Here is a 15,734-nt window from a genome sequence, read left to right as displayed (position 1 = left end):
GGTGCAGGCTGCTCGTTGCCCGCCGCCTGGTGCGAGTCAGATCCCGACCCCAAGGCTGTTCGCTACCCGCCGTCAGCGAGGGTGCGCAGCGTCGGGTAGGCATCCAGCCGATCGTCGTCTTCCGACCGGTACATCCTGGGGTTCCGCACGGTGGCCTCGAAGGTGTCGTGCCACTGGCGGTCGCGGGTCACCCAGGCCCGTTCTCCCGGCGCATCGTCGAACTGGTCGGCGGTGATGTCCATGATCAGGCCGTCGAGCTCCAGCCAGGCGTGTTCGCTGGACATGTGCGGTTTGTACGGGTGCTCACCCGCCACGCACTCCCACTGGCCGAGGCCGCAGTCGGCCAGGACAGTGAAGATGGACCACCGCAGCCGAGATGTCCCCTGGCACGCTGGTGGCATGAACGGTTTCCAAGATCGCGAGCTGATTGATTCGCTCGTTGCCGCAGCCTCTCCTTCATGGAGCGTCAGGGCCGCTGCCGGGCGTCGGCTGGCGGCAGCACCTCAGCTTGAGGCCGTCGCCGATGTCCTTCACCGGCTCCTGCTCGACGCTCACGACAGCGCAGTGACCTCCGAGACAGCCGTGGCCCTGCTGGCACGTGGAGACCTACCCGGTCTGCAAGCCGTGCTCGCCGCCCGAGCCAATGCCGCCGACCAGGGAACCGCAGACCAGCTCAGCGCAGAGCTTGACGCTGACCCGCGCTGGATGACCGGCAACGGCGCGGCCGAGCTCATCCGGCAACTCCAAGCGCTGACGTCGGACGCAGATCCAGGTGTTCGCGACGAGGCCCAACGACGACTCTCGCTCCTACGACAGGACGACTGACCTTCGGTGGTCCAGCTTCGCCGACACGAACTGAGTTCGGTCCACCTTCGATGGCAATCGGTCCAGGACCGCTGTCACCGGGCGGCCGGGCCCCGCGCCCGCCGGCCTGCCGTCGCCCTGTGTCGGCGTACACCTGTATGTACCCAGCGAGGTACAGCCGAACGTGCTCTGTCAGACTCGCTGCTCGCCAGAGGGCAATGAGGGTGCCATACGTAAAGGGGAGGCGGGATGAGCGGGGAGTGGGACACACTTCGCCGGGTGATCGTGATGCAGCCTGTGCTGGAAATAGATATCCCTGACGACGACTTCGACCTCTGGCCCGTCGCGGAGCTGAAGCCGTTCAGCTACCTTCCGATCAACGGTGGGCTCTCTCCCGCTGAGACTGGGGCAGCGATGATGCTCATCGTCGGCTACAACGACATCGGCCCCGAGCCGGGAGACGACTTCCCGCCCCCGCCGGCTGACCCGCTCGGGTCCTTCCTGCACGGAATGCTGACCTCTGAGGACCTCTTCGTGGCAGGTGGCCTACGCGTCGTGGACAGCTCCGCGGAAGTCACGCTGCTGCCCGGCTGCTGCTGCGGGCTGGAGGGATGGCGCGAGTGGCACGAGGTCGTCGACGGCAGCGACTGGCCATGGCTCGGCCACGATCCGCAACCGACTGCCGAGCGGTCCGGGGACACCGTCCTGCTGACCGTCGAATCCGGACTGAGCGACAGCCCAGTGATCGAACTGTCCGCCGCCGAGCTCAGACAGTTGCTGGCCGGCGTCGAGCGAGACTTGGCCGACTTTGTCGCGCTGGCAGCAGCTTGGACATCCCAGCACTTGCCCGGCCACTCCGTTCCTTTGACGGCCGCTCTCTGCCGCCTGCTTGACCTGCCTTCGCCGACTGTCCCGCGCGGCAGTAAGACCGGAGGCCAGGTCCGCTGACAAGCAGTGGGCGGCCGCGGTTGGAGCGAGAGCGGGAGCGGGAACGGCGCCGCCCGGCCTGCCGCCGCTGCAGGGCGAAGCGCTCTCCGACCAGCGGTGGGAGGACGTGGCGCGGTCCGGGGAGACGACGGGCTGTGCGACGACTGCCGTCAGGCCGAGAGCGGTACCCGCGGGAGCTGTCCACGTCCTGGTCTCGCTCGGCTGGTACACATCCGCGTCCCACCGTGAGCGGATGGCCGCCAGCCGAGAGGTCAGCAAGAACGTTCGCGTGCTGGAACGAGCCCTCCTCGCCCGAGCACGGGGCGTCGGCCGACCGCGCCGACAGCACCTGCGCACCCACCGCCGCCTTGTCGTCGCAGCCCTGCGCCGCGCCGAAACCGCCCTCGACACCACCGGCCCCGCCGACCTGACCACCCTGCTCCTGGCGCTGTGCGGACTCGCGGTGTTCAGCCTGGTCTTCCGCCGCCAGGCCGCACAGGTACCAGACGCGGTCCTGGCCCGGCTCACCGGCTGACTGGACCCCGTGATGGCACGGCGTCGTACGGGATGGCACGGGCCGCTCCCGGCCGCCGGGGTGCGTTCCTGCCGCCGGCCGCCTGGTCGTCGCCCTGGCCTTGCCTCGCTGATCGGCAGTCCCCCAGGAGGACGAACTGTGCGTCCAGCAGCGGAATCAGATGATCACACGTGTGGGCAGAGCATCCGCTCGCCCGTAGGCCAGCACCTGAGCGAGCACCTCTCGGAACCTGGAGACGTCTTCGGCCGGCGCCTCGATGACGGCTTCGATCTCACTGTCGGCCAACCCAAGACTCTCCAGGGCCTCAGGATCGAGCGAGACCCGGAAGACATTGCCCTCCAGGACGGCTTCGCGAACGCATCCGTATGCGGTCCCCTGCCTAGCGGTGACCAAGCAGTGAGTATCCATTCCCAGAGCGACCTCCTGATCGTCAGGATCGTCCTCGCCTGCCATGAACAGCAGGATGAAGCCGCTGCCATCTGCGCCCTCAGCGAGCCCCGCCTCGGTGGAGTAGCCGTCAGGATCGATCTCTACTCCAGCCGCACGAGCGGTGAATCTGTACGTCATGACGCGGTTGTATCAGCGCGGTCAAGCCGATCCTGCAGCAGGGCACGAATTTTCGTGCCTCAAACGGGCGCGGCAACGGTCGACGACCGCGCCGACCGCCTCCGCGACGTTGACCTGGGTGCCGGCCGGGAGGCTGGCCGGAACGGTCCCGTCCGCGTCGGTGGCCAGGTAGTACGTGAGCGGGGTCTTGGTGCGCACGATGGTGGTCCTCTCGCTCGGGTGGTCTGGCCGGGTGGCCGCGCCGCGCACCAGAGCGCCCCGCCCCGGGCCATGGTGGCCGGGGCAGGGCGTGTGCTGGTGGGCAGCGTCAGTGCCCGGACGGGGTCAGTGGAGGGCGCCCCAGATCACCAGCGCGACGATGCCAAGGACGATTAGAACAGCCTTCGGCGAGATGTTGGTGGTGGTCTGCAGGCGCCGTATCTCGGCGTAGATGGCGTCGCACTCGGCCTGGAGGCCGGTGTGGGAGTGGGTGCCGGGGGTGAGGCTGGCGAGGGTGGCGGAGCGGGTGTGGAGCTTGTCGTAGAGGGCGGCGATCTGCGCGTCGCGGGAGACGACCATGGCCATCAGCGGCGGTTCCTTCGGGGTGGGCGGTGCTCGGCAGGAAGTGGTGCGGGGCCGGGGCCGGTTGGCACCGGCCCCGGGGTGGGGCGGTCAGGTCAGGCTGCGGGCGTCCTCCAGGCCCTCGATCCGGGAGGCCTGGGCGTGGATGCGCTGCGCCAGGGTGGTCAGGCGGGCGGTGTCCTCGGTGGACCAGCCGCGGTGCAGGCCGGCGGCGAGGTGGTCGGCGTCGGCGCGCAACTGGTTGAGGTCGGCGGCCAGGCCCTGGGTGCGCTGGGTGATGACGGCGGCGAGCCGGTCGCCGGGCAGGTGGGGGTGGGGGAGTGCAGTGTCGGGCACGGGGTCGGGCTGCTCCTGGTCGTGGTGGTCGGGGGTCAGCGCTGGTCGAACGGGCCGGAGGGCTTGTGCCGGGTGGCGGGCTTGGCCTCGGGGACCTGGATGGTGATCTGCTGCGGCTGGATCTCGGTGCGGTTGATGATCATCGGGCGCAGCGAGAAGCTCAGGCCGCGCAGGGCGAGGAAGCTGGCGGCGGTCAGGACGGCGGCGGCCGCGCCGGTGGCGACGGGGCGGCCCGCCTCGGGGGTGGCCTGCCAGATCATGGCGAGCGTGGCGACGGACCAGGCGGTCCAGGCGAGGCGGGCGACCGGCACGCGGCCGAGGAAGGCGACCGCGAAGACGACCACCCCGGTGGTCTTCCAGGCGGCGTAGGCGGTGGCGGGGGTGAGCGGGTTGGTGGTGTGGGCGTCCAGGTAGACGTGGACCGGGCCGGTGAGGGCGGTGCGCAGGCCGGTGGTGGCGCCGAGGACCTGGGGGAGGTGGACGGTGTCGATGACGGCGCCGGCCGCGTTCAGCAGGACGCCGCCGGCGGTGCCGAGCACCACGACGGCGAGGGTGATGGCGAGCAGGTAGGCGAGGGTGCGCACCCACGGCTCGGCGGTCGTGAAGTCGTCCAGGCCGCCGATGAGGTCTTGGCGGCGCTGGTCGAGCCAGCCGCCCGGGGCGGTGAGGGAGTTCAGCCGGCGGCGGGCGGCGTCGGCGAGGGTGGGCTGCTCGGTGGTGCCGGTGCTGTTCTCGTTCACGGTGTAGCTGCTCCTTGGGATGGTGACGGTCGGTCAGGGGAGTGGTGCGGGGCGGGTCAGGTGAGGCGGACCGGCATGAGCAGGTGCTGGTAGTCGTCCTCGGTGTGGTCGCCGGAGGTGCCGATGACGACCACCGGCTTGGTGGCGGTGGTGAAGTGGAAGCGCGCCTGAGGGGTGGTCATACTCTTGAGGCAGTCGGCGAGGAAGCCGGGGTTGAAGGCGGCCGTGTCGGCGCCGTCGGGCAGGGCACCGGTGACGGAGCACTCGACGCGGTCCAGGGCCTGGGCGTCATCGCCGTGGCCGGCCTCCAGCAGCAGCACGCCGCGGGTGGCGTCGACGGTGAGGCGCACCGGGGTCTCGCGGGTGGCGACCAGGGCGACGCGCTTGAGCGCGGCGGCGGTGTGCTCGACCGTGACGGTGAGGGTCATGGCGGCCGTCGCGGTGTCGGGCCAGATGCTGCTGTACTTGGGGAACTCCACGTCCAGCAGCCGGGTCCCGATCGTGCGGCCGGGGACGGACAGGGTGACCTGGCTGTCGGTCCAGCCGATCCGCACCGGGTGCTCCCCGGCCAGGGCCCGGCTCGCCTCCGCGAGAAACCGGGCGGGCACCAGCACGGTGCCGGCCGCGAGGCGCAGCTCCTCCGGCGTCGGCTCGGGCGCGTCCTTGTCCCGCTTGCGGGGCCTCACCCCGGGGAGGGTGCCGGTGGGCTCCACGGTGACGTTGCGGACGGCGAAGCGGTAGCGGTCGGTGGCCGCCAGGGTGAGCTGGTCGCCGTCGAGGGCGAGCTGCAGGCCGGTGAGCGCCGGGACGGAGTCGTCGGTGTCGGCCGCGATGGCGGTCTGGGTGACGGCGTTGGCGAGCGCGTCGCCCTGGACGGTGAGCACGGTGTCGGGCACGTCGGGCAGGCCCGGGTACTCGTCGACGGGCAGGGTCGGCAGGGTGAAGCGGGTCCCGCCGCACAACAGCCGCAGCCGCGCGCCGTCCAGCTCGAGGTCGACGTCGGCGACCTCCGCGTCGACCCGGCAGGTGGCAACGGTCTCGTAGTCGTACTCGCGCTGGCAGACCGAGCAGCGAGCCGACCAGAGCAGCTCCGGCACGATCGCCCCGGAGACCACCGTCGGCGACGGGGTCCAGACGCGGCCGTTGTGCAGCACCACCGCGTGTCCGGACACCGCGCAGGGGGACAGGGCGGCCCGGGCCGCGTGCTGGCTCGCGGTGAGCAGCGCGGTGACGAGGTTGAACTGCGGCTGCTGCTCACCGGTCGCGGTGTGCCAGAGCGCCCACTCGATGCTCTCGTCGCCGACCGGGGCCGGGTCGGCGGCCGGCCCGTACAGGCCGGTGCTGACGTTCGCGGTGGTCATCGGTGCTCCCTGCTGCTGGTGGGTGGTGGTGGCCGGGCGGCCGGTCCCGTCCCCGGACGCGCCGCGCCCGCCCGGCCAGGTGTCGGCGGGGCGGGCGCGGTGCGGCTGGGGGCGAGACCGGTGAACCGGTCGGTCAGCCGTTGTTGTTGGTGACGGTGCCGCGCCACCCGGCGGATTGCTTGTCGATCTGGGTCTGGTGGGTGCGGTGGACCAGGGCCAGGACGGTGCCGCTGGCGGTCGCGCCGTCGCCCGTGGCGCTCGCCGCCGCCCCGGTGCTGCCGCCGAGGGAGCGGAACTTGCCGAGCAGCCCGGCGACTCCGAGCACCACGGCGCCGACCAGGACGGCCGCCCACTTGAGGAGATCGCCAAGCTCGTCGGCGTGCGGGGCGACGGCGGCGACGGCCGCGCCGACCATCCACACCGCCTCGCCGGCCGCGAGCGCGGCGACCGAGCCGTAGAGGACGTACTGGCGCACCGCCAGCGGCAGGCCCGGGTCGGCGGCGGACTGCGCCAGGGTGGCCGCGGCCATCGGCGGCGCCTGGACGGCCGGGACGACCGGGGACACGGGGTCCATGGCGGCGATGGCCCGGCGGTGCTCGGCGAGGCGGGCGTCGGCGGCGTCCCGCCAGACCGGCGCGTCGAACACGGGGAGCGGGACGGCCTGGCCGTCGACGATCGCGGGCACGAACGCCGTCCCGTCGTGGTCACGGCCCACCGTCATGGCGACGATCTGCCCCTCCCAGGGCACGGCGGTGTAGCCGGGCTCCAGCAGGATGACCGAGGCCGGGTCGGGCAACTGGGGGGTGCTGTCGGAAGCGGGCACGGTGGGCTCCTTCGGGGCTGCGGGTGAGTGCGGGTCAGAAGCGGATGCCGCCGATGAGGGCGACCAGGCTGGTGAGGAGGTTGTTGATGGTCGGGCCGAGGCCGGTGGAGGCGAGGGCGAAGCCGAACAGCACCAGGACCAGGCCGGTGGTGAGGGTGAAGGCGCCGCTGCGGCGAAGGAGGACGGCGATGATGCCCAGGACGAAGGCGAGGGAGGCGGAAACGACCACGGGGAACTCCTGGTGGCAGGTGTGGGAAGGCCTGCCGCAGTTCCGGCAGGCCCTTCGGTGCGAGCGGGCGGGAGCGGCGGCTAGCCCTGGTCGTCGCGGGCGGCCGCGTTCAGCGCGGTCATGGCGGCCTTGATGGAGCCGAGCTTCACGACCTTGCCGCCGTCGGCGTTGACGGCGTCGAGGATCGCGATGGTGTCCATCGGCGCTTCGGCGCTCTCCAGGACGGCCAGGATGCGGTCGCCGATGGTGAGCCGCCTCGGCCGGGCCGGCTCCTGCTCCCCCGGAGCGGACACCGGGATGACCGGCACCGGGGCACTGCGCACCGGGCGGCTCCCGCCGCCGCTGCCGCCCCGGCCCTGGCCGCGGCCGCCGGTCTCGGGCTCCTTGAACTTCTCCGGGCAGGCGGCCTGGTAGGCGGCCATGCCGTCCAGGCGGCCGGCGTAGGCCCTACCGGCCGCTTCCCAGGACGACTCCTCCAGCGTGGGGACCGGTCCGTCGCCGTACAGGGCGAGCATCTCGGGGTCCAGGCCGTCGGTCGGCATCTCCGAGCCGACCTTGAAGAACCGCATCCGGGAGGTCGGGTGGGTGCCGGACAGGTGGTAGCCGTTGCCCTGGGTGCCGGGCCGGTCCTCGTCGGCTTCGGTGTCGTCGAACTGGGAGACCAGCTCGACGACACCTGCGTACTTGGGGATCGCCGCGAGCTTCTGCCCGGCGGGCAGCAGACCGTCCGAGACGAGCTGGCGCATCAGGTTGCTGGTCCAGCGGAGCAGGATCACTTCGCCTTCTTTGAGCATGGAGCGCAGGGTGTCGGAGCCGCCGAGCTCCTCGAGATGGCCGGCCTGGGCGAACAGCGCGATGCCCATGCCCAAGCTGCGGCCGGTGCGGCCGATGTCCTTGATGTAGAAGGTGGCCTCGTCCCGGTACGGGGCGCCCTTCTCCAGCAGCCGGTTCGCCTCGTCCACGATCATGTACATCAGCGGATCGGGCCGGTTCATCAAAAACTTGGAGCGGCCGGCCGCCGCGTAGCGGGCCTCGCGCTCCTTCATGATGTTCCAGTAGGTCCGCAGCTGGGCGATCGCGCCCTCCTGCGTGTACGTGCACCAGTCGCAGTTGGCACGGGCCTCGGGAGCGGACTGCCCGCCCTTGAGGTCGGCGTAGAACACCGTGACGCCGGAGCGCTTCATCCCGGCCAGCAGGATCTGCCCGCCCGTGCTCTTGCCCGCGCCGGTGGTGCCGAACAGGATCAGCCGCTGCGCCGACCCGGACTTCGGGTCGTACAGGCGGACCTTGGTGCGGCGGCCGTTGTGGTGGCGGCCGACCCAGATCCGGCCGGTGGAGTCCATCAGCAGCTCGGCCGGGTCGGGCAGCAGGACCTCCTCCAGCGGGTCCTCCGGGTAGATGGTCACCAGGCCCCGGGAGCCGACGGTCTCCACCGCCAGGCGGGCCGGGTCCATGACGTTCATCGCGTCGGCCAGGCGCGGCATGTCGTAGCCGATGACGTCACCGGCCGGGGCCCGCACACCGACCTCGTAGATCAGGGCCATCAGGTCAGCTCCCTCTGATCGGTGTCGATCACGCGGATGTCGGTGATCCACGTGCCCGGCATCCCCTTGGGGGCGATGTGCTTGGCCCAGTACTCGCGCGGGTCGGTGATCTCGGCCTCCGGCGGGATGCCGACGCTCAGGCGCCGGACCCCGGCCCCGTGCCCGGGCACCTTGCTGACCTTGATCTGGTCCTCGTCCCAGTCCAGACGCGCGGACAGCGCGGTGATGGAGATCGTCGGCACCGGCATGCCCGGGACAGCGGCGGCGATCAGCGCCTGGAGCGAGGCCGGGCCGGTCTGCTCCACCTCCAGCAGCACGGTGCCCGGCGCCGCACCGCCGTCGACGGCGACATGCTGCGCCCACCACAGCGACATCGGGTGCGAGGAGCCGACGGGGACCAGGTCCGCGGCCTGCTGCTCCTGGTACTGCTCGACGGCCTCGGGAGCGAGGGAGCGCTCGCGGCCCGCCAGGACCCGGGCGGTGCGACCGGGGCGGAACTTCCACACCAGGACCGGCCAGGCGGCGTCCAGCAGGAGCTCCCACCAGTGCACGCCGTCGACCAGGCGCTCGGCGACGAGCAGCACGGCGGCGGTGACGGGCGGGGTGCAGTAGAGGGCGGTGGAGATGTCGCGGATGCGGCCCTTGGGCAGGGTCGCGGACCAGATCAGGCCCCAGGCGGTAGCCGCGCCGGCGCCGCCGAGGGTGGCGACGTAGGGCCAGGCCTGGCTGGAGAGGAAGGTGTTGGTGGTGAGTCCGGCGGCGCAGGCCACGGTGGCGGTTCGGCCCAGGTGGCCGCGGGCGACGGCGATGTGCCCGCGCAGCGGGCCGAGCGTCAGCATGGTGGGGGCTCCTTCACGGGCCGGGGGAAGCGGCAGCAGGGTGAAGGGACGGCCGAACCGCACCCGGGTCGGGGCGGCACCGGCCGCCCCTGGGTGGTGAGGTCAGCGGTTGCTGTAGAACTCGCGGTCGGCCATGTCGCCCTCCTTGGTGGCGATGGCGTCGGCGACGGGGCCGTAGTCGCCCTCGTGGGCGTCGGCGGTCTGCTGGAACGCGATGCTCAGGTCCTCGGTGGCGGCGGCCATCGCCTCGGCCTCCTCCAGGACCGCGCGCATGACGGTCGCGGCCTCGCGGTGCTCGTTGACGGTGTCGCGGTCCACGTTCATCCCGGCGGCCTGGTCGGCCAGGCGCTCCACCGACTCCGCGCAACTCTCCACGTAGGCGTAGGTCGCGCGGACCCGCTCGGCGAGGAACAGCAGCTTGGCCCCGGCGAGGGTGAGCTGGGTGAGGACGATGGCGTACTTGACGGCCTCGGTGATCACCTCGGCGGTGGCCGCGAGAATGCCGCCGCCGGCCGAGACGGCTCCGCCGCCGGAGACCTCCACCCCGCCGCCGGTGTCGGCCGGGGCGGCGCTGGTGCTGACGGCGGTCGAGGTGGTGGCCGCCTCGTTGCTGCTGACCGGAACGAGGTCGCTGTCGGACATCGGGTGCTCCTTCCTACTGGTCGTGGTACTCGCGCTCGGCCGGGGCGATGTGACCCTGGTCGCGGGTGACGTCGGCGACCGGCTTGTCCCGGCGTTCGGCGTTGTGGCCGGCGGTCTCGATGGCCTCGGCGGCGGCGGGGATCGCCTCCGCGATGGCCTCCGCCCTGACCTTCACCTCGCCCGTCATGTCGATCAGCATCAGGACCAGGCCCTCCAGGACGCCGGGGACCTTGAGCTCGACGACCTTGGCGTGCAGGGCCTCCAGACGGCCGACGAACTTCTCGCAGGCGTCGGCGGCCTCCAGGGCGTCGTCGGCGCCCTGCCGGATCTCCTCGGCCATGTCGGCGTCGGCCTCGATGACGTCGCCGATGGTCAGGTCGGAGTCGGCGTACTGGGTGCCGTGCGGGGCCGCAGGCGAGCGGGGTGCGGGCAGGGTCACGGGCGGTCCTCCGGCGGTCGGTGCGGGTGGGGTCGGGCCGGGCCCGGTGGTCCCGGGCCGGGCGTGCGGGCTGGCGTACGGGGCGCGGGGCAGGGCCGCAGTGCCGGGGCCGATCGCCCCGGCGGTGTGCGGCCCGGGCCGGTTCGCCTGGGAGTAGGTGACGGTGGGGCCCTGGGTGTGACCCCAGCCGGGCGGCGGACCGAACCCGCCCTGGCCCGACTGAGCCCCGGTGGAGCCCGTGCCGGTGGAGCCGGTGCCGGTCGTCCCGGCACCCGCCGTGCCGCTCTTGCCCTTCGTCGTCTTCTTCTTCTTGCTGCTGCTGCGGGTGCCGGCCCGCTGCCACCAGGTCTGCTTGCTGTCGCTGTGGCGGCGGTCCCCGGCCTTCTTCATCCGGGCCTTCGCCCGGGAGCGGGCCTTGGCCTTGGCCCGGCCGGCCTTCTTCTTGGTCTTGTTGACCTGCTGCATGTACGGGGAGCCGCCGGAGGACATCCCCGCCGCCGCGGTCGCGCCCGTGCCGGTCGTCTCGGCGTTGCCGGTCGGAGAGTCGGCCGCACCGTCCGCCGCGCCGGGCTTGGGCTTCTTGCCGTTGAGGATGCGGCCGGCGAGCCGGGTGCGTGCGGCGCCCCGGATGGTGTCCGGGCCCCGCACGGCGTTCGGGTTACCACTGGCGGGCTTCCAGTTGCCGTTGGTGATCCGGTCGGCCGCCCGCTGCCGGGTGGCACCGCGGATCGTGTCCGGCCCGGGCCGCTGCTTCGGCGTCTTCGGCGGTTTGGGCGACGGCCCGTTCGTGATGCGGTTCGCGGCGCGTTGGCGGGCCGCGCCACGCATCGTGTCCGGGCCGTGGGGCTGCTTCGGGGCGGAGTCCTGTTTCCCGGGACGGTTTCCTGGGCCCTTTTCGGGGCTGGAATTCCGGTCCGGGCGGCGACTGCGCCCCGACTCCTCGAGGGCTTTCCTGCGGGAGTCCTGGACCTTGCCCGGCCCCGGACTGTCTCCGGGGCCTCCTCGCCCGTCCACGCCCCCGCTGCGGCCCGTATCGGGCTTCTTGCCGGTGTCGCCGGGCTGTTTGCCGGGCGGTCCGGGCTTCGGCCCGGCGGGCGGCATCGCATTCATTCGGCCCGTATTCGCGGAGGAATTCGGGCCGGTTCCCTTCGAGGTTCGGCCGAATTCCGGGCTGGGCTGCATCCGGCTCTTCTGCTGCGCCGCGAAAATACCGAGCCGGGCCTTTTCAAGCTCGGCATTGGCCTTTCCGGTGGTCGCTTCCTGCTGATCCCGGACGGATTTGAAGTGCTCCGCCCTGGCCTTCAGGTAGCCGACCGCGTGATAGGCGCCGCGCAGGGCCGCGACCGTGATTCCGGCCATCATGACCGACGTCATGGCCGCGACCTCGGAGAGCTTGCCGGGCCCGGACGCGGCCGGGGCCTCCGTCGCGGATGTGGCGCTTTCCACGGCCCCGGAAAGGGCCGGGGCGGCGGGAATGGAAAGGGAAGTCGGCGGGCCGAATTCCGTGGTGAGCGGTGCGAGGGTCGGGGCGCCGGAGGGCGCCGTCACGGCGCCGGGCACCAGCAGGGCCGGGAAGCCGAGCACATTCCCGCCCTCGCCTCCGGTGGTCTCGTCGGCCATCGGGCCGCCTCCAATCAGTCGTCACTGTCAGTCACCGATCCGGGGCCTCTCGCGTACGCGCACGTACGCGTACGTGGCGACCCCGGACCGAGGCATCCCGCCGAAAAACTGAGCGCGTAGCGTCACGCCCTGCGGAGCGGCTCAGGCGTTGGCCCGGGCCTGGGTCCAAGCGCCCAGGACCCGGACCAGGTCGGCCCACGCCGCCTCGTCCTCGCCGGCCAGGCTCCGGGCCAGGTCCCACAGCGCCCGGGCCCGGTCGGGACTCGTCTGCGTCGCTGCCAGATACCGCTGCCAATATTCGATCTGGCCGCGCGTCATCGGCATTTCAGGCACCCTTTTCCAGGAAATCGAGGAACGTAACCGACTCCTTCTTCTCCGGGTTTCCCGACGCGTTCCCCTTCTGGTCGACGTAGACGCCCTGGCCGATTCCGTGCAGGGCCGACGCGGTGTTCATCGCCTGCTGTTCCTGACCGCCTCGAACACTGGACTTGGCGGCCTTCTTGAGCTCCTTCGCCTTCGCGCGCTCGGCCCGCTTGAGTGGCAGCTCGACGTAAAGGCGGGTGTACTCCGTGTGGATTCGCTCGGCGTCGGTCACGGCCTGCCGCAGGTGCTTTTCCAGGCTGGCCATCGGCTTCGCCGCCCGCTTCGCGCGCGACTTCCGGTCCCACGGCTTGTCGCCATCGATCCGGATTTCCCCGAGCGACGCCTGGTACTCGTGAAGCAGCCCGAGGGCCTCGTTCGCCATCTGCCGCAGCCGCTCGCGCTGCTGGTCGGCGTACAGGGAAGTGCCGTTCGGCTTGAGCAGGTGGTCGGACGTCCACCCGCGGTTGATCTGGGACATGCCGTCCTCCAGAAGAAGGGATTCTCGACCCGGGCTCCGGCCGGATGGCCGGGTCGCTACGGTGGTGCTCGGCGCTGCCGGCGCCTTCGGCGGTCACCAGGGCGCTTTCCTCGCCCTGGTGGCCACCGGAGAGACCGACTTCGTGGATTGCTCTCTGTCACTGCTGCGGTGAGACTGGCTCGGCCGCCATGCATCCCTTGGTGGGCGTCGGCGGGCGGGCGGTCTCAGCCGGTCTTGCGGAAGCGGCCGCGCGCGGTCTCAAGGCGCCGGCCGGCCGTCGCCCGGCTCTTGCCGGTGACCTTCTCGGCGTCCTCAAGTGAGACCAGCTCCGCTCCGCCCCGGCGGTGCATGAGACTGAGCAGCGCGGTGATCTCGCCCTCGATCTCGGCGTCCTGGGCGGAGGCGCGCTTCTTGGTCTCACCGCCGCGCTTGGCGAGCGCCGCGCCGGGTCCGGTCTCACGACCGGTCTCGCGCTCTGACCTGCCGGTTTCACGCTCGCCGCCGCCGGTCTCAACCAGTCGCATCGGACGGCCGCTCTCACGGCCGCCGCTCTCACCGGACCCGGCTCCGATCTCACGGCGGTCTCGCCCGTCGACCGCGCCGTCCTCCAGAGCGGGGGTGAGGGCGGCGAGGTCGTCGTTGAGATCGACGTAGACCGACTCACCGCTCTCACCGTCGCTCGCCTCGGTCTCGCTCTCACCGAGGCCGGGCTCGCCGTCGCCGTGGCCGCTCTCACCGGTCGAGGTGATCTGGTGCAGGCGCCACATCACCCACGGCGCGATGGCCGCGACCGTCACGATGAGCCACCACAGCGGCTTGCCCTTATCGGGGCCGGCGGTGTGCACGCCCACCAGGCCGGCCGCCGCGAGGTGGTAGACCGCGTTCGCCGCGACCATCAGGATGATCGCGCCGAGCACGTCCCGGTGCCGACGGAACGACTGGACGACGTACACGTCGATCGACAGCGGCAGCGCCCAGGCGACCTGCCAGGGCCAGCCCGACATCCGGGCGAGCGCGAACTCCCCGCTGGCGGTGAGGACGATGGTCGCGGCGAGCGCGACCCTGGGGCCCCACAGGTCGACCACCGCCTGGCGCACCCGCGTCTTGGCGACCAAGGCCTCGGCCTCCTCGGCCTCCTCCCGGATCGCCGCCAACCGGGCCTGCGCGTCGGCCTGCTGCCTGGCGCCGGCGCCGAGCACCTCGCGCACCCGTGTCTGCGCGTCGCCCACCAGGCGGCCGGCCTGCTCCCCGGCCTCGGCCCGCAGCTGCTCCGCGTCGCTCTCGGCGTTACGGATCACCCCGGAGGCGAGCGCCTCGGCCCGGGCCGTCACCTCGGCCACCGCCTCGGTGGCCTGGCCCTCGGCGGTGGCCAGCACATGCGCCGCGTCCCGCTCGATCTGCTCCGCCTGCGACTCGGCGTCCTTCACCAGGTCGTCGGCCTGCTCCCGTGCGCGGTCCAGCACCTGCGCTGCCTCCTCCTCCGCTGCGTCGACCGCTGCCCGGGCCAGACCGCGCAGCCGCTCCGCGTCGGTCTCGGCCTCCGTGCGCGCCTTGGCCGCCGACTCCCGGCGGGCCTCAGCGTCCTGCTCAGCGGCCTCCACCAGCGCCGCCGCCTGCCTCTTCGCCTCGGCCACCAGGTGCTCGCCGTGCTGGGCGACCTGCTCGACCTCAAGGCGGGCCTGCGCCGTGGCCTGCTCAGCCTCGGCGAGGATCTGCTGCGCCCGCTCCCGGGACGCGCCGACGATCCGCGTCCCCTCTGCCTCGGCCTCCGCCTGGAGCTTCTCGGCGGTCTGGCGGCGGCGGGCCATCGTCTGCTCGGCGGCGGCGAGGTCACCGTCGGCGATCTCGCGGGCCCGGGCCACCGCCTGCTCGGCGGCCTGGAGCTGCTGCTCGGTCATCGCCGCAAGCCGGGCCACCGTCTGCTCGGCGGCGGTGCGCTGCCGGATCGCGTCTGCCAGCTCGTCGCGGGCGAGCGCCAGGCGCTCCTCCGTCTCGGCCTCCACCGCCCTCGCCTGCTGCTCGGCGCCAGCCAGCACGGCGCCGGCCTCGGCCCGGACCTCCGCTGCCTGCCGCTCGGCGTCGGCCACCTTCAGGCGGGCCTCGGCGAGCAGCTGGTCGGCGTCGGCCTGAGCCGCAGTGCGCAGCTGGTCGGCCTCGGTGCGGGCGCTCTCCAGCAGGGTGTCGATCGCGGCCTGGTTGATGGCCGGGTCGCGGGGGGCGGGCACCGCTTCGGCCACCGGGGCCGCAGTGGTGACGGTGGTGGGAGTGGTCTTCGTGGTGCTCTTCGCCGCCGGGCGGCGGGCGGGGGTTCGGGTGCGGGCGGCCACGAGGGCTCTCCTTATATACGTGCGCGGGGAACGCGGGCGGTCAGCGTCAGGCCGACTGGCCCACGCGGTAGTCGACGGAGCAGGCGCCGAGCCGCTCCAACAGGTCGGCCAGGCTCATCAGCGGCTGCACGTCCCTGTCGACGGAGCGGCTGAAGAGCAGGCCGATGCGCTCAGCCGCCGGGTAGTAGCTGGACCTGGCGGTGCCGGACTTGCTGCGGCCGGGGTGGTAATGCAGCCACTGGCCGGCGCCGAGGTAGTGGACGGCACTGCCGTCCGGGAGGCCGGTCCAGCGCTCGGGGAGGGCCAAGCCGAGCGAGTTCTCCGAGTCAAAGTGCTGCTCGGCGAAGCCCGCGGCCCGCCAGGCCGCCTCGTCGCGGACACCTGCATCGACATAACGCAGGACCGCGGCCAAGTCGCCGTCCACCGGCGGCTCAGCCGGCGTCCAGCCGCCCGGCGACGCGGTGAGCGTCAGGGCCGCCTCCAACGCGGCCGCCGTCTCGGTGGCCTCGGCCTCGGCCTGGATCGCGCGAGCGCGCAGATCCTTGATCTTGCGGATGGTTGTGATGGTCAGCATCAGGGGTTCCTCCCGAGCAGCGGGT

General features: G+C 72.4%; 20 protein-coding genes. 3 read left to right on the top strand and 17 right to left on the bottom strand.

Annotated features, from left to right (window positions below; translation table 11 throughout):
- Window positions 1-62: 62 nt before the first annotated feature.
- Window positions 63-284 carry a hypothetical protein gene (locus ABT118_RS22730; RefSeq protein WP_350671895.1) on the bottom strand — a complete coding sequence of 74 codons (222 nt, stop codon included), beginning with the start codon at window positions 282-284 and terminating at the stop codon, window positions 63-65.
- A 115-nt stretch (window positions 285-399) separates the two neighbouring features.
- Between ABT118_RS22730 and ABT118_RS22725 the strand changes: the two genes are divergently transcribed.
- The 3 genes from ABT118_RS22725 (at window position 400) to ABT118_RS22715 (ending at window position 2,266) form a co-directional block, all read left to right on the top strand.
- Window positions 400-825, top strand: a complete 426-nt coding sequence (locus ABT118_RS22725) for a hypothetical protein (RefSeq protein ID WP_350671894.1) — start codon at window positions 400-402, stop codon at window positions 823-825.
- Window positions 826-1,092: 267 nt separating this feature from the next.
- Window positions 1,093-1,752: a hypothetical protein gene (locus ABT118_RS22720; RefSeq protein WP_350672177.1), complete on the top strand. Its 660-nt coding sequence runs from the start codon at window positions 1,093-1,095 to the stop codon at window positions 1,750-1,752.
- Window positions 1,753-1,984: 232 nt separating this feature from the next.
- Entirely contained in the window at window positions 1,985-2,266 is a 282-nt protein-coding gene (locus ABT118_RS22715; protein ID WP_350671892.1) for a hypothetical protein, read from the top strand.
- Between the two features lie 156 nt (window positions 2,267-2,422).
- Here ABT118_RS22715 and ABT118_RS22710 read toward each other — a convergent pair whose 3' ends face one another.
- The 16 genes from ABT118_RS22710 to ABT118_RS22635 form a co-directional block, all read right to left on the bottom strand.
- The gene (locus tag ABT118_RS22710; RefSeq protein ID WP_350671890.1) at window positions 2,423-2,833 is read right to left on the bottom strand and encodes an Imm10 family immunity protein; all 411 of its coding nucleotides are present in this window, start codon (window positions 2,831-2,833) and stop codon (window positions 2,423-2,425) included.
- A 21-nt stretch (window positions 2,834-2,854) separates the two neighbouring features.
- Window positions 2,855-3,031: a hypothetical protein gene (locus tag ABT118_RS22705; RefSeq protein ID WP_350671889.1), complete on the bottom strand. Its 177-nt coding sequence runs from the start codon at window positions 3,029-3,031 to the stop codon at window positions 2,855-2,857.
- Between the two features lie 126 nt (window positions 3,032-3,157).
- The gene (locus tag ABT118_RS22700; RefSeq protein ID WP_350671886.1) at window positions 3,158-3,397 is read right to left on the bottom strand and encodes a hypothetical protein; all 240 of its coding nucleotides are present in this window, start codon (window positions 3,395-3,397) and stop codon (window positions 3,158-3,160) included.
- Window positions 3,398-3,484: 87 nt separating this feature from the next.
- On the bottom strand, window positions 3,485-3,730 hold the full coding sequence (locus ABT118_RS22695; RefSeq protein ID WP_350671884.1) for a hypothetical protein: 246 nt from the start codon (window positions 3,728-3,730) through the stop codon (window positions 3,485-3,487).
- Between the two features lie 35 nt (window positions 3,731-3,765).
- The gene (locus ABT118_RS22690; protein WP_350671882.1) at window positions 3,766-4,470 is read right to left on the bottom strand and encodes a hypothetical protein; all 705 of its coding nucleotides are present in this window, start codon (window positions 4,468-4,470) and stop codon (window positions 3,766-3,768) included.
- Between the two features lie 56 nt (window positions 4,471-4,526).
- On the bottom strand, window positions 4,527-5,831 hold the full coding sequence (gene dnaN, locus ABT118_RS22685) for a DNA polymerase III subunit beta (protein WP_350671879.1): 1,305 nt from the start codon (window positions 5,829-5,831) through the stop codon (window positions 4,527-4,529).
- 133 nt (window positions 5,832-5,964) lie between these two features.
- Entirely contained in the window at window positions 5,965-6,654 is a 690-nt protein-coding gene (locus tag ABT118_RS22680; RefSeq protein WP_350671876.1) for a hypothetical protein, read from the bottom strand.
- Window positions 6,655-6,688: 34 nt separating this feature from the next.
- The gene (locus ABT118_RS22675) at window positions 6,689-6,883 is read right to left on the bottom strand and encodes a hypothetical protein (RefSeq protein WP_350671875.1); all 195 of its coding nucleotides are present in this window, start codon (window positions 6,881-6,883) and stop codon (window positions 6,689-6,691) included.
- Window positions 6,884-6,963: 80 nt separating this feature from the next.
- Window positions 6,964-8,427 (bottom strand): ATP-binding protein, encoded by a 1,464-nt coding sequence (locus tag ABT118_RS22670; protein ID WP_350671873.1) that lies wholly within the window; start codon window positions 8,425-8,427, stop codon window positions 6,964-6,966.
- Window positions 8,427-9,266: a hypothetical protein gene (locus tag ABT118_RS22665; RefSeq protein WP_350671871.1), complete on the bottom strand. Its 840-nt coding sequence runs from the start codon at window positions 9,264-9,266 to the stop codon at window positions 8,427-8,429. The genes ABT118_RS22670 and ABT118_RS22665 overlap by 1 nt, the downstream gene beginning before the upstream one ends.
- 102 nt (window positions 9,267-9,368) lie before the next feature.
- Window positions 9,369-9,908, bottom strand: coding sequence for a hypothetical protein (locus ABT118_RS22660; protein ID WP_350671868.1), 540 nt, complete (start codon window positions 9,906-9,908; stop codon window positions 9,369-9,371).
- A gap of 13 nt (window positions 9,909-9,921) precedes the next feature.
- The gene (locus ABT118_RS22655) at window positions 9,922-11,175 is read right to left on the bottom strand and encodes a hypothetical protein (protein WP_350671866.1); all 1,254 of its coding nucleotides are present in this window, start codon (window positions 11,173-11,175) and stop codon (window positions 9,922-9,924) included.
- Window positions 11,176-12,108: 933 nt separating this feature from the next.
- Window positions 12,109-12,291, bottom strand: a complete 183-nt coding sequence (locus tag ABT118_RS22650) for a hypothetical protein (protein WP_350671863.1) — start codon at window positions 12,289-12,291, stop codon at window positions 12,109-12,111.
- A gap of 1 nt (window position 12,292) precedes the next feature.
- Window positions 12,293-12,808 carry a hypothetical protein gene (locus tag ABT118_RS22645; RefSeq protein ID WP_350671861.1) on the bottom strand — a complete coding sequence of 172 codons (516 nt, stop codon included), beginning with the start codon at window positions 12,806-12,808 and terminating at the stop codon, window positions 12,293-12,295.
- Window positions 12,809-13,032: 224 nt separating this feature from the next.
- The gene (locus ABT118_RS22640) at window positions 13,033-15,135 is read right to left on the bottom strand and encodes a coiled-coil domain-containing protein (RefSeq protein ID WP_350671859.1); all 2,103 of its coding nucleotides are present in this window, start codon (window positions 15,133-15,135) and stop codon (window positions 13,033-13,035) included.
- Between the two features lie 46 nt (window positions 15,136-15,181).
- On the bottom strand, window positions 15,182-15,709 hold the full coding sequence (locus tag ABT118_RS22635) for a hypothetical protein (RefSeq protein ID WP_350671858.1): 528 nt from the start codon (window positions 15,707-15,709) through the stop codon (window positions 15,182-15,184).
- Window positions 15,710-15,734 lie beyond the last annotated feature (25 nt).

Source organism: Kitasatospora sp. NPDC002040, from assembly GCF_040296785.1.
Classification (GTDB): Bacteria; Actinomycetota; Actinomycetes; order Streptomycetales; family Streptomycetaceae; genus Kitasatospora.
The sequence above is the reverse complement of the archived record's forward strand: the minus strand, read 5'-3'. Positions and strand labels throughout refer to the sequence as shown.